Raw genomic sequence first — 11841 nt, 5'->3', positions numbered from 1 at the left:
GGGTACAAAGCAAGCCTGGCTAGAACGCCGCCTTGCCGATTGAAGCACCGCCATCGACGAACAATGTCTGGCCCGTCATGAAATTACTGCTCTCGGCCAGCAGGCAGGTGATGACCGCTGCGATGTGATAGCCGGCAGTGGCGTTCAGACCGGCTTAGTCCACTCGTTACCTTTCATGAACGGATCGAGCTGAGTGTGCACCAGGTGGTTGGTGTAGTTGCTCATGACCTTGGTGGCGACGCCCAGCACCACCTCCAGCACGTTGCGGCGGGTGAAGCCAGCCGCGAGGAACGCCTCGATCCCTGCATCGCTGACAAAGCCGCGATCACGCACCACTGCGGTGGTGAATACATGCAAGGCTTCCAGGCGGGCATTTGGAATAACACTACCGGCACGCAGTGCGGCAATCGCCTCAGGCGCCATGTCGATCATCTTGGCCAGCGTGGTATGCCCGGCCATGCAGTAGTGGCAGTTGTTCTCGAAGTTGGCGGTGAGGTACACCACCCTTGCGGTTCTCGTCAGGGCTGCGGAACGCAGGGGGTGGGCATAGGACTCATGCTTCACAGGAATAAAACAGATCCGGAGCCACTGATGCATGCACGGCTCTCGTAGAAGAAATGACGACGGCAGGTTACGTGACGAGTGCTGAACGGCTACCGAGGCTCGACGCCTACCCGGCACACTGGGCTATGTGAGTTCGCTGGACGCTTACGCAAGGCTGCCTCTATCGGCAAGCTCAGCCAAGCCCCAAGCTGCAAGAAGGATCACCGCGAACCCACTTGCCGCTTACCGCTTGCCACTTCAGCCGCCAGGCTGCTTGTACGGCAACCCCGCCCGCGCCTCGGCAGCATAGGCCTTCACCCCCTCGCGTTCTTCCTGCAAAAACGCCCCCACCGCCTCGCGCAGCCCTGGGTGCAGCAGGTAGTGCCAAGACCGCGTGAGGGTAGGCTCGAAGCCGCGGATCAGCTTGTGCTCGCCCTGGGCGCCGGCGTCGAAGTGCCCCAGCCCTTCGGCAATGGCGTACTCCATGCCTTGGTAAAAGCAGGTTTCAAAGTGCAGCCGGTCGAACTCGGCCAGGCAGCCCCAGTAGCGGCCATACAGGCAATTATCGCCGACCAGGCTGAAGGCCATTGCCACCGGCCGGCCGTGCTGGTGGGCGAGCACCACGCGGATCGGCGCCGGCAGGCGCTCGGCCAGCAGGCTGAAGAACGCCCGCGTGAGGTAGGGCGCCTGGCCGCGCACCTCATAGGTGTTGGCGTAGCAGGCATAAACGAAGTCCCAGTGCGCCTCGCTCAATTCGGCGGCGCCGTACCAGGTAAAGGCAATGCCCTGCCCGGCCACCAGCTCGCGTTCCTTGCGCATCTGCTTGCGCTTGCGCGAGCTGAGGGTGTCGAGAAAATCCTGGAAGTCCCGGTAACCGCGGTTACGCCAGTGGTACTGGCAGCCCAGCCGCTCTTGCCAGCCGTCCAGCGTGGCCAGGTGCGCATCCAGCGCGGCGTCGGTGAAGTTCACGTGGGCGCCGGACAACCCCTCGGCCAGCAGGTGCTCCGGTAGCGCCCGCAGCAGCGCCAGGCCTTGCTCAGGCTCTGGCGCCAGCAGCCGTGGGCCGGTCACCGGGCTGAACGGCACCGCGCAGAGCAGCTTGGGGTAATAACTCAAGCCGGCGCGGCGGCAGGCATCGGCCCAGCCGTGATCGAACACGTACTCGCCATAACTGTGCCATTTGCGGTAGGCCGGCAGCGCCGCCTTGAGCTGGCCGCCTTCCCACAACAGCAGGTGCTCGGGCCGCCAGCCATTGGCTTTGCCGAGGCTGCCACTGGCCTCCAGGGCGCTTAAAAAGCCATGGCTGAGGAACGGTTGCGGTCGTGGCAGCAGGGCATCCCATTGCGCGGCGGGCAGTGCATCGAGGCGGTCGAGAACTTGGATGGGCATCGGGCCTCCACGGCGAAAGGGGCGTGTAACAAGGAGTATCCCAAAAACCTCGGGGCTTCGCGTGTTTTTCACAATGTCCGAATTTTCATCAACGGAATTTTCACACTTGAACCCGCGAAGGCTCTATTCCGCGACATTTTTGCGACAAATAGTCATCTGAATGACATATACAAGCCATTATTTTGTCATCACCCCTCGCAATACTTGCGCCAGTTTTTCGCCAGCCCCACACCCGCCAACTGCCATGGCGCCGGGGCGGCGGAGGCACTTTTTCGGGGTGGGCTGTCGCCTCCTCATTTTTCGATAGGGAGAACCTTATGCGTCTTGTTTCCACACTCACCGGCGCTAGCCTGACTGGCCTGATGTTGGCCATGAGCGTACCGGCCAGTGCCGCGGTCGACGCCAAGCTGCTGGACATGCTGCGCGCCAACGGCTCGATCAGCCCGGCTCAGTACACCGAGCTGAGCGCCGAGCTGGCCAAGGACACCCAAGCCAAGCAACAGGCCGACGCTGCTCAAGCGCAGGCACTGGCTGACGTGAAAGCGAAAAAAGACGAGCTGAGCTCCTTTGAACAGAAAGTGGCATGGGCGGCCAAGACCCAGGTCAAGGGCGACGTGCGTTTCCGCCAGGAAATGGTCAACGTCGATGATCCGGCCGCTTCCAACGTTGATGGCGACCGCACCGCTGACCGCCAGCGTATCCGTGCCCGCGTAGGCTTCTACAGCCAGATCAACCCGGAAGTCGACACCGGCATCCGCATCGCCACCGGCAGCAGCAACGACCGCCGCTCCACCAACGAAAACCTCGACACCGCCTTCGCCAAGAAGTCGCTGTGGCTCGACATGGGTTACATCGACTGGCACCCGGCTGCCCTGCCTAACCTGCACCTGATCGGCGGCAAGATGGCCCAGCCTTGGGTGTCGATGGGTGACGTGATCTGGGATAGCGACATCAACCCAGAAGGTGTTGCAGCCACCTACAAGCTGCCACTGGGCGGCGGTACCGAGCTGTTCGGTAGCACTGGCTACTACACCCTGAAAGACAACATCGACAGCGACGGCTACCAGTTCAAGCACGACCTCTCGATGTACACCGCCCAAGGCGGCGCCAAGTTCGCACTGGGTGACCAGGTTGGCGTGACCGTCGGTGCCAGCTACTACGGCTTCCGCAACGACGACAACGACGAAGCCAACGCCACCCGCATCCTGGCGGTCAACGGCAACACCGCGACTGAATTCAAACTGTACGAAGGCTTCGGCCAGGTCGACCTGAAGATGCTGCCGGTACCGCTGTCGCTGTACGGCCAGTACGTGAAGAACGCCGACGCCAGCACCGACGGCGACCAAGCCTGGTTGGCCGGTATCAAGTCGAAGCTCGGCGCGTTCTCGGTGGACTACAACTACCGCGACGTACAGCGTAACGCTGTGGTCGGTGCCTTCACCGACTCCGACTTCGCCAACGGTTACACCGCTTCGCGTGGCCACAAGATCAAACTGGGCTACGACATCAGCAAGAACTTCGGCCTGGGCGTGACCTACTTCCTGGCACAAACCGACGGCCTGCCGGCGGGTACCTCCACCAAGACCAACGACGTCGACGTGAAGACCCTGCAGCTGGACCTGGAAGCCAAGTTCTAAACCCCATCACCTGCCAGCAGGGCCAAGGACGGCCCGGTTGGCGAGTTGATCGCCCGGCTCGCCGGGCACCCCACGAGGCGCTGGCCCCCATCCAGCGCCTCGTGTTTTTTTTGGGGGTAGTGGTTTAGGGGCCCTTCGCCCGGCACAGCCGGCCTCCCACCAGATGTGTATTGTCCCGGAAATCAAGGACAACATAGACCTTGTGGGAGGCCGGCTGTGCCGGGCGAAGGGCCCGCAACCCCTTACGCACCCATCGGCTTGCGCCCAGCAAACGAATGCGCCAAGGTGCCGCCATCGACCAGCTCCAGCTCGCCACCCAACGGCACGCCGTGGGCAATGCGCGACACCAGCAAGCCTTTCTCCAGCAGCAACTGCGCGATGTAATGCGCGGTGGCCTCGCCTTCGACGGTGGGGTTGGTGGCCAGGATCACCTCGGTGAAGGTGCCCTGCTCGGCCACCCGCGCCATCAACAACGGAATACCGATCGCCTCGGGGCCCAGGCCATCGAGCGGCGACAGGTGGCCCTTCAGCACGAAGTAACGGCCGCGGTAGCCGGTCTGCTCTACCGCGTACACATCCATCGGCCCCTGCACCACGCACAGCAAAGTGTCATCACGGCGTGGGTCGGCGCATTGCGGGCATAGCGCTTCTTCGGTCAGGGTGCGGCACTGCTGGCAGTGGCCTACCCCTTCCATGGCCTTGGCCAGCGCCTGGCCGAGCCGCGCGCCACCGCTGCGGTCACGCTCAAGCAACTGCAGCGCCATGCGCTGGGCGCTCTTCTGGCCTACCCCGGGCAGCACCCGCAGGGCGTCGATCAACTGGCGAATCAGAGGGCTGAAACTCATCGCGAAAATACCTGGCAAAACAATCGGCGAAGCGGCGGTTTATATCACTTTCACCAGCATCTTTCCGAAGTTCTTCCCCTCCAGCAGGTCGATCAGGCCTTGCGGCGCCTGCTCGAAACCCTCCACCACGTGCTCGCGGAATTTCACCCGGCCCTCGCGCACCAGCGGCACCATGGCGGCAAGAAACTCCGCTTCGCGGTTGCCGAAATCATCGAACACGATAAACCCGCGCATGGTCACCCGGCGGGTGAGGATGGCGCGCATCAGCGCCGCGCTGCGGTCCGGGCCGGGCCCGTTGCCCGCCGCGTTGTACTGGGCGATCAGCCCGCACACCGGCACCCGCGCGCCAGGGTTGAGCAGTGGCAGCACCGCCTCGAGCACCTTGCCGCCGACGTTTTCGAAGTAGATGTCGATGCCCTGCCCGCAGGCTTTGGCCAGGTGCCCGGCGAAGCTCTCGGCCTTGTGGTCGATACAAGCGTCGAAGCCCAGCTCCTGGACCACATAGCGGCACTTGTCGGCGCCGCCGGCAATGCCCACCACCTTCAGCCCCTGCAGCTTGGCCAGTTGCCCGACCACCGAGCCGACCGGCCCGGAGGCGGCCGCCACCACCAGGGTTTCACCGGCCTGGGGCCGGCCGATGTGGGTCAGGCCCATGTAGGCGGTCATCCCCGGCATGCCCAGCACTCCCAGCGCCAGGCTCGGGCTGGGCAGGCCGGCGGGCAGCGGGATCAAGCCGTTGCCGTCGCTCAGGGCATGGGTTTGCCAGCCGGAGTAACTCACCACGTGGTCGCCGGCATGAAACTTCGGGTGGCGGCTTTGCAGCACCTCGCACACGGTGCCGCCGACCATTACCTGGTCGATCTCCACCGGCGCGGCATAGCTTGGCGCGTCGCTCATGCGCCCGCGCATGTAAGGGTCCAGCGAGAGGTAAAGGGTTTTCAGCAGCACCTGGCCTTCGGCGGGCTCGGGCGGGGTGAAGCGTTCTAGCCTGAAGTGTTCGGGTGTGGGCGCGCCTTCGGGGCGCGAGGCCAGTACGAAACGCTGGGCCAGGGGTTGTTCGGTGGGCATGGCGGCCTCCTGTGGCAAATGGGCGGGCACCTAAGGAAGACCGCCAGGCGGCGCCGGGCGTTCACTTGCTGTATCCCCCCAGGGGGGATAGGATAAGCCATGCCCAGCACCCCGGCACAGGCCACCCCCATGTACTGGATCCTCACCAAATACCTCGTCACCGCCGGCATCGTGGTGATGGTCTCGGAGCTGGCCAAGCGCAGCGACAAGCTCGGCGGGCTGGTGGCGGCGCTGCCGCTGGTGACCGTGCTCACGCTCATCTGGCTGCATGTAGAGCAGCAGGCCCCGGGCAAGATCGCCCGCCACGCCTGGTACACCTTCTGGTACGTGGTGCCCACTTTGCCGATGTTTTTGGCCTTCCCGCTGCTGCTGCCGCGCTGGGGCTTCTGGCCTACCCTGCTGGGCTGCGTGGCGCTCACCCTGGTGGTGTTCGCGCTGTTCGCGCTGGCGGTGCGGCGGCTGGGCGTCGAGCTGCTGTGAGTTCACAGGGCAACCCCGGCTGGGGGATACTGGCGCCTTTGCCGCCAAGGGTTTCACCGTGACCGAGCCAACCCACACGCACACCTCCCACGCGGCCATCAGCAAGCGCCTCAAGCGCGCCGAGGGGCACCTGCGCAGCATCATCGCGATGATGGCCGATGGCCGCGCCTGCGTGGACCTCGCCCAGCAACTGCACGCCGTGGAAAAGGCCATCTGCCAGGCCAAGCGCACGTTGATCCAGGATCACATCGACCACTGCCTGGAGCACAGCGCCGAGGCGATCGCCAAGGGCGAACGCGGGGCGCTGGAGGAATTCAAGCAAATCACCAAGTACCTGTAGGGCCTGTGCGCCCTTAAACCGTACTGCTGCCCAACGCCCCGGACAAATCCAGCACACTGCCGCGGTAACCCACCAAGGCGTTGCCCTCGAGCACCGCGCGCACCGTGAGCTGGCAGTCGTGCCAGTGCCCGCTGGCATCGCGCAGCCGGCACGGCACCTGGCGCCAGCGCCCGGGTGCGTCGGCCAGGGCGTTGCTGGCGAACAGCGGGTGGTTGTATTCCAGCAGGGTGACCAAGGGCCGCCCCAGCCATTGCTCGGCGGCAAAGCCGGTGGCCGGCTCGAAGCGCTCGCAGAGGTAGGTGAGCCAACCCTGGGCGTCGGTTTCCCAGATCCAGTCCGAGGCCGCTTCAGCCACCGCCCGATAGCGCGCCCGCGCCTGCAGGCCCTGCTCGCGCCACTGGTCGATCATTTCCGCGGTGCGCAGCGCTGAACGGTAGAAGTACACCGCCACCACCGTGCACAGCGCGAAAATCAGCGCCAGCAGCGGCAGCAAGGTGCGCAGGAACACATCCCCCGGTGCCTCGGCGTACCAGCGCAAGCGCAGGGTCGAGCCATAATCGGCCTTAGCCAACAGGCTGGCCTGGGTTTGCGCCGGCTCGTCGCCCAGCTCGGCGACCAAGCCGTCGAGTTCATAATCATCGGCCAGGCGCTGCAGGCGGGTGGGGTCCAGCACGTAGACGAACACCAGCACCGAAAGGCTTTGCGCGCTGCGGTCGGTGGGCATCAGTTGCGGGCGGATGGCCGCGGCATGGACGATCGCCGGCTGCCCAGCGACCAGAAAAAACCCCTGGGCCACGTCGCCCTGCGCCGCGCCCTCGCGCGCCGCCGCCAGCAACGGCGCCAGGTCGCCACTGACCAGGCGCCCCAGTGGCAGCGGCCGCGGCAGGCTGTGCACCAGCCCATACAGGGTGGCGCCCTGGTCGTTGACCACGAACACGCCGTCGAGCGAATAGGTGTTGGTCATCGCCGGGCCGAGGTTGTTGTCTTCCAGTGCCCAGTGCAGGTCGACGCTGGGGCCGCCCAGGTGGCGGTAGCCGTCGTCCCAGATGGCGTAGTCCTTGGCCGCGCGGCTGAGGGTTTCGACGCTGGCGTTGACCGCCCGGTTGGCGTCGGCCTCGCTGTGGCGAAGTTGGTGCTGGTCTTCGTGGCGGGCGATGAACACCAACGCCACGATCGCGCCGATGAACAACAACCCCACCAGCGCGTTCAGCCCGAGCATCGCGCGGCGCGTGGTGCGGCGGTAGGCATGCACATCGGCTGGGGCATTCATGCTGGCAACCCGTACGAGCGGCGTTTGAATCGATTATGTCTCAATATCGGCATCCTGCGCGGCAACTGGAGGGCTTCAGGCCCTTATCCTTTAGTCTGCCTGTGAACCTTGACGGTTGAGCGTAGCCTGCCGTTCGGCCTGCGTATGCTTATTCCAAAAGGCTATTTTGCCGCACCCCGGGCAGTGCCTACCCTGCCCTCACCGGACCACCGGGCCCTTACCCTCTCCACGCCTTGCGAGCGCCCGGTATGCCAGCGAACAAACAGATCCTGCTCAACGCCTTCAACATGAACTGCGTGGGCCACATCAACCACGGGCTATGGACCCACCCGCGCGACCGCTCGGCCGACTACCACCGCCTGAGCTACTGGACCAGCCTCGCCCAACTGCTGGAAAAAGGCCTGTTCGACGGGCTGTTCCTGGCCGACATCCTTGGCGTGTACGACGTCTACCGGGGCAACGTAGCGCTGCCCCTGCAAGAGAGCATCCAACTGCCGGTCAACGACCCGATGATGCTGGTCTCGGCCATGGCCGGCGCCACCACCCACCTGGGCTTCGGCCTGACCGGCAACCTCAGCTACGAACTGCCTTACCTGTTCGCCCGGCGGCTGTCGACACTGGACCACCTTACCGAGGGCCGGGTGGGCTGGAACATCGTCACCGGTTACCTCGACAGCGCCGCCCGCGCCATGGGCCGGCCAGCGCAGGTGGCCCACGACCGCCGCTATGACCAGGCCGACGAATACCTGCAGGTGCTCTACAAACTCTGGGAAGGCAGTTGGGAAGACGGCGCCGTGCTGGCCGACCGCGGCACGCGGGTGTACGCCCAGCCGGGCAAGGTGCACCGCATCGAGCACCGTGGCGAGTTCTACCAGGTCGATGGCTACCACCTCTGCGAGCCCTCGCCGCAGCGCACGCCGGTGCTGTTTCAGGCCGGTTCCTCGGGCCGTGGCGTGCGGTTTGCCGGGCAGCATGCCGAGTGTGTGTTCATCTCCAGCCAGGACCGCGCCGCCACCACCCGCCAGGTCGCGGCGATCCGCGAGGCGGCGCGCCAGGCCGGGCGCGACCCGCAGGCGGTGAAGGTGTTCATGGGCATCAGCGTGGTCACCGCCGCCAGCGAAGCCGAGGCCCGCGACAAGCACGGCGAGTACCTGCGCTACGCCAGCCCCGAGGCGGGCCTGGCGCACTACTCGGCCTCGACCGGCATCGACCTGGCCCGCTTCGGCCTGGATGAGCCGATCCGCTTCGAAAAAACCAACGCGATCGAGTCAGCGCAGAACACCCTCGCCGCCCACCCGGGCTGGACGGTGCGCCAGTTGCTCGAGCAGAACGCCCTCGGCGGCCGCTACCCGGCGCTGGTCGGCTCTGGCGCGCAGGTGGCCGAGCAACTGCTGGGCTGGGTCGACGACACCGGCATCGACGGCTTCAACCTCACGCGCATCGTCACCCCGGAAAGCTACGCCGACTTCATCGCGCACGTGACCCCCGAACTGCAAAGCCGCGGCCGCTTCAAAAGCGCTTACGCCGAAGGCACCCTGCGCCACAAGCTGCTAGGCGCTGGCCCACGGCTGCCGGCGAACCACCCCGGCAGCGGCTACCGCCAGCTCAACCCGCGCTGAGGCTGGCCAGCGGCACCGGCTTGAGCTTCGGCGTGAGCAGGTGGATCACCACGATCGCCACCAGGTAGGCACTGCCGGCGACGATGAAGATCGGCTGGTAGCTTTTGAACACTTCGAGGATGTAGCCGTTGTAGGTGGTCATCAGCATGCCACCGATGGCCCCGGCCATGCCGCCGATGCCGATCACCGAGGCCACCGCCTGCTTGGGGAAGAGGTCTGAGGGCAAGGTCATCAGGTTGGCCGACCAGGCCTGGTGGGCGGCGGCGGCCAGGCCGATGATCGCCACCACCAGCCACAGGCTGCTGACGAACTGTGCGGTGACGATCGGCACCACCGCCAGCGCGCACAGCAGCATGGTGGTTTTGCGCGCGGCGTTGGCACTGCGCCCGCCCTTCATTTGTTTCGACGAGCCCCAGCCGCCGAGCACCGAGCCCACGTCGGCAAGGATGTACACGGCAATCAGCGGTGGGCCGAACGACTTCAAGTCGAGCCCGTAGGTTTTACCGAGAAAATCCGGCAGCCAGAACAGGTACAGCCACCAGATCGGGTCGGTGAGGAACTTGCCTGCGGCGTAGGCCCAGGTTTCCCGGAAGGTCAGCAGCTTGAACCACGACAGCTTCACCGCTTCGCCCGGCCGGGTGGGGGTGTTGTCGCCGGCCTGGATGTACGCCAGCTCCTGGCTGTTGACCTGCGAGTGCTCGTGGGGGCGGCGGTACATCAGCACCCAGGCCAGCAGCCACAGCGCGGTGACCACGCCAATCGAGATAAACGCCGCGCGCCAGCCCCAGGCCAGAGTGATGGCCGGCACCAACAGCGGCGTGATGATCGGGCCCATCGCCGTGCCGGCGTTGAACAGGCCGGTGGCCTGGGCGCGTTCCTTTTGCGGGAACCACTCCGACACCGCCTTCAGGCTGGCCGGGAAGCTGCCCGACTCACCAAAGCCCAGGGCAAACCGTGCCAGGGCGAACTGCAGCACGCTGTTGACCAGGCCATGGCAGATGCTCGCGAGCGTCCACAGGCTGAAGGCCAGCGCGTAACCCACGCGCACCCCGACCTTGTCGATGATCCGGCCGAAGGTGAGAAAGCCAATGGCGTAGGCGCACTGGAACCAGAACACGATGCTGGCGTAGTCGGTTTCCGACCACTTCAGGTCGGCCTGCAGGGTGGGCTTGAGGATGCCGATCATCTGCCGGTCGATGTAGTTGATGCCGATGGCGATGAACAACAGCGCGCAGATCGTCCAGCGGTAGCGGCTGGCGCGGGTGGCACTGGCGGTGGCGGTTTTGAGCGGGGCATGGGGCTGGGGCATAACCGGTGTGGTCATGGTGCGCATTCCTTTTGTTCTTGTTATTGACCGTGAAACGGCCCCGCCGCTTACGCCTGCGAACGGGTTTGTACGACATCCTATGTGCGGCTTTTCGGGCTGTCAATGCACTCCCGGGCGGGCCGCGGGCTAGAGGGCCGCGCCGGGTTTTTACGGTTTTTTCCTACACCTTAAACATTAAAATCTGTTTCTCTTGCCAGAATGATCGGAACCCGCGCCGCCCATGGCACTCCTTTTTACAGTTCGCAATCGATCCTGGAGCTCCACATGCCTGTTCGCTTTTCCCACCTGCGCCCCCTGGCCCTGTGCACCGCCCTGCTGCTGCCGCTGGCCGGCCTGAACACCGCCCAGGCAGCCGAGGCCACCGCGCCCGCCAGCACCAAGGCGCAAACGGTCAGCACCCTGGGTGGCAAGTTCGCCTTCAGCCTGCCGGCCGGCTACGCGCAAACCGCCCTGCCCGCGGGCGATGCCAACAGCGGCACTGGCGGCGCCAAAGGCGTGATGTACATGAACCAGGCGCAGCGCCGGGTGGTGATGGTCACCGAGGTGCCGATCCCCAACGGCGTGACCACCGGTGACAACGACGACGAATTCCTCTCCGGCGCCACCGAAGGTTTCCTCAAGCAGCAGGCCCAGGCCCTGCCAGACTTCAAGAAAACCGGCGAGAAGCGCTTTACCCTCGGCAAGCTGGGCGTTGAGCAGGTCGACAGCACCGCCAGCATGGGCGGCGGCCCGACCCTGTCGTCGACCTTCCTGGCCGGCTCTGGCCCGACCATGTCGTTGGTGCAGGTGATCTCCCGCGCCAGCGACAAGGCCGGCCACGACACCCTGGTGAAAAGCATCAGCAAACAACCCTGACCGGGCAGGACATTTTCACACCCGGTTCACGGCGTTTTCACAGTGGGGTGCGTAGATTCAACACCAGCTCCTCATGACATCTTTAGCCCGCCGCGTGCGGGCTTTTCTTTGCCTTGAGTTTGAGGTTTTCGCTGGGGATCAGGGGTTTTTCACCGTCAGTTCACGCCGTTTTCACAGGCGCGGCGGCAATATGAAGCCTCGAAGCTCCTCATTATTGCTTTCATAGCCCGCGTTCCCCAGGCGGGCTTTTTTCTGCCTGGCGTTTGGGCCGGCACAGCCGGGATACCGCGAGAAGGGCCCTGAAGCCTGGCACAAAGCAGGCGAGCACAAAAAAGGGCGACCCTCGCGGATCGCCCTTTTTCAGCATCTGGTAGGCACAATTGGACTCGAACCAACGACCCCCACCATGTCAAGGTGGTGCTCTAACCAACTGAGCTATGTGCCTGCTGTGGCGCGGCATTTTACGGG

At 65.0% G+C, this 11841-nt stretch carries 11 protein-coding genes, 1 tRNA gene and 1 pseudogene; 5 read left to right on the top strand and 8 right to left on the bottom strand.

The window, feature by feature from the left end; translation table 11 throughout:
• Positions 1 to 19 precede the first annotated feature (19 nt).
• From ACFZCE_RS14945 to ACFZCE_RS14935, 3 genes and pseudogenes are all read right to left on the bottom strand, one after another.
• Positions 20 to 124: pseudogene (locus ACFZCE_RS14945) on the bottom strand (short-chain dehydrogenase); the annotation flags it as partial.
• 20 nt (positions 125 to 144) lie between these two features.
• Complete coding sequence (locus ACFZCE_RS14940; protein WP_390940254.1) at positions 145 to 597, bottom strand: carboxymuconolactone decarboxylase family protein; 453 nt, start codon at positions 595 to 597, stop codon at positions 145 to 147.
• Positions 598 to 801: 204 nt separating this feature from the next.
• On the bottom strand, positions 802 to 1932 hold the full coding sequence (locus ACFZCE_RS14935; RefSeq protein WP_390940252.1) for a GNAT family N-acetyltransferase: 1131 nt from the start codon (positions 1930 to 1932) through the stop codon (positions 802 to 804).
• A 317-nt stretch (positions 1933 to 2249) separates the two neighbouring features.
• Between ACFZCE_RS14935 and ACFZCE_RS14930 the strand changes: the two genes are divergently transcribed.
• Positions 2250 to 3569, top strand: coding sequence for a putative porin (locus ACFZCE_RS14930; protein ID WP_390940250.1), 1320 nt, complete (start codon positions 2250 to 2252; stop codon positions 3567 to 3569).
• 242 nt (positions 3570 to 3811) lie between these two features.
• Here the strand turns inward: ACFZCE_RS14930 and recR are convergent, their stop codons facing one another.
• Positions 3812 to 4414 carry a recombination mediator RecR gene (gene recR, locus ACFZCE_RS14925; RefSeq protein WP_390940248.1) on the bottom strand — a complete coding sequence of 201 codons (603 nt, stop codon included), beginning with the start codon at positions 4412 to 4414 and terminating at the stop codon, positions 3812 to 3814.
• A 39-nt stretch (positions 4415 to 4453) separates the two neighbouring features.
• A complete protein-coding gene (locus tag ACFZCE_RS14920; protein WP_390940246.1) occupies positions 4454 to 5482 on the bottom strand; it encodes a zinc-binding dehydrogenase in 1029 nt (342 codons plus the stop codon).
• A gap of 129 nt (positions 5483 to 5611) precedes the next feature.
• On the opposite strand from ACFZCE_RS14920, the gene ACFZCE_RS14915 reads away from it, so the two are divergent.
• Both ACFZCE_RS14915 and ACFZCE_RS14910 read left to right on the top strand, forming a co-directional pair.
• Positions 5612 to 5962, top strand: a complete 351-nt coding sequence (locus ACFZCE_RS14915; protein WP_390940630.1) for a DUF3147 family protein — start codon at positions 5612 to 5614, stop codon at positions 5960 to 5962.
• A gap of 58 nt (positions 5963 to 6020) precedes the next feature.
• A complete protein-coding gene (locus tag ACFZCE_RS14910; RefSeq protein WP_390940244.1) occupies positions 6021 to 6302 on the top strand; it encodes a metal-sensing transcriptional repressor in 282 nt (93 codons plus the stop codon).
• A 13-nt stretch (positions 6303 to 6315) separates the two neighbouring features.
• Here ACFZCE_RS14910 and ACFZCE_RS14905 read toward each other — a convergent pair whose 3' ends face one another.
• Complete coding sequence (locus ACFZCE_RS14905) at positions 6316 to 7572, bottom strand: CHASE4 domain-containing protein (RefSeq protein WP_390940242.1); 1257 nt, start codon at positions 7570 to 7572, stop codon at positions 6316 to 6318.
• Between the two features lie 248 nt (positions 7573 to 7820).
• On the opposite strand from ACFZCE_RS14905, the gene ACFZCE_RS14900 reads away from it, so the two are divergent.
• A complete protein-coding gene (locus ACFZCE_RS14900; protein WP_390940240.1) occupies positions 7821 to 9191 on the top strand; it encodes an NtaA/DmoA family FMN-dependent monooxygenase in 1371 nt (456 codons plus the stop codon).
• Here ACFZCE_RS14900 and ACFZCE_RS14895 read toward each other — a convergent pair.
• Positions 9178 to 10515 carry an MFS transporter gene (locus ACFZCE_RS14895; RefSeq protein ID WP_390940238.1) on the bottom strand — a complete coding sequence of 446 codons (1338 nt, stop codon included), beginning with the start codon at positions 10513 to 10515 and terminating at the stop codon, positions 9178 to 9180. The genes ACFZCE_RS14900 and ACFZCE_RS14895 overlap by 14 nt on opposite strands.
• Positions 10516 to 10782: 267 nt before the next feature.
• Between ACFZCE_RS14895 and ACFZCE_RS14890 the strand changes: the two genes are divergently transcribed.
• Positions 10783 to 11373, top strand: coding sequence for a hypothetical protein (locus ACFZCE_RS14890; protein WP_390940235.1), 591 nt, complete (start codon positions 10783 to 10785; stop codon positions 11371 to 11373).
• A 368-nt stretch (positions 11374 to 11741) separates the two neighbouring features.
• Here ACFZCE_RS14890 and ACFZCE_RS14885 read toward each other — a convergent pair.
• Positions 11742 to 11818, bottom strand: a tRNA-Val gene (locus tag ACFZCE_RS14885).
• Positions 11819 to 11841: the final 23 nt, after the last annotated feature.

Origin of the sequence: Pseudomonas sp. NPDC007930 (genome assembly GCF_042958985.1) — a bacterium.
In the GTDB taxonomy this organism is placed as follows: domain Bacteria; phylum Pseudomonadota; class Gammaproteobacteria; order Pseudomonadales; family Pseudomonadaceae; genus Aquipseudomonas.
This window is presented reverse-complemented; position numbering and strand designations above follow the sequence as displayed.

Bases quoted from the DNA above. Each gene is read 5' to 3' on its own strand.
- ACFZCE_RS14940 (WP_390940254.1), bottom strand. From the start codon at position 597: ATGCATCAGTGGCTCCGGATCTGTTTTATTCCTGTGAAGCATGAGTCC.
- ACFZCE_RS14935 (WP_390940252.1), bottom strand. From the start codon at position 1,932: ATGCCCATCCAAGTTCTCGACCGCCTCGATGCACTGCCCGCCGCGCAA.
- ACFZCE_RS14930 (WP_390940250.1), top strand. From the start codon at position 2,250: ATGCGTCTTGTTTCCACACTCACCGGCGCTAGCCTGACTGGCCTGATG.
- recR (WP_390940248.1), bottom strand. From the start codon at position 4,414: ATGAGTTTCAGCCCTCTGATTCGCCAGTTGATCGACGCCCTGCGGGTG.
- ACFZCE_RS14920 (WP_390940246.1), bottom strand. From the start codon at position 5,482: ATGCCCACCGAACAACCCCTGGCCCAGCGTTTCGTACTGGCCTCGCGC.
- ACFZCE_RS14915 (WP_390940630.1), top strand. From the start codon at position 5,612: ATGTACTGGATCCTCACCAAATACCTCGTCACCGCCGGCATCGTGGTG.
- ACFZCE_RS14905 (WP_390940242.1), bottom strand. From the start codon at position 7,572: ATGAATGCCCCAGCCGATGTGCATGCCTACCGCCGCACCACGCGCCGC.
- ACFZCE_RS14900 (WP_390940240.1), top strand. From the start codon at position 7,821: ATGCCAGCGAACAAACAGATCCTGCTCAACGCCTTCAACATGAACTGC.
- ACFZCE_RS14895 (WP_390940238.1), bottom strand. From the start codon at position 10,515: ATGACCACACCGGTTATGCCCCAGCCCCATGCCCCGCTCAAAACCGCC.
- ACFZCE_RS14890 (WP_390940235.1), top strand. From the start codon at position 10,783: ATGCCTGTTCGCTTTTCCCACCTGCGCCCCCTGGCCCTGTGCACCGCC.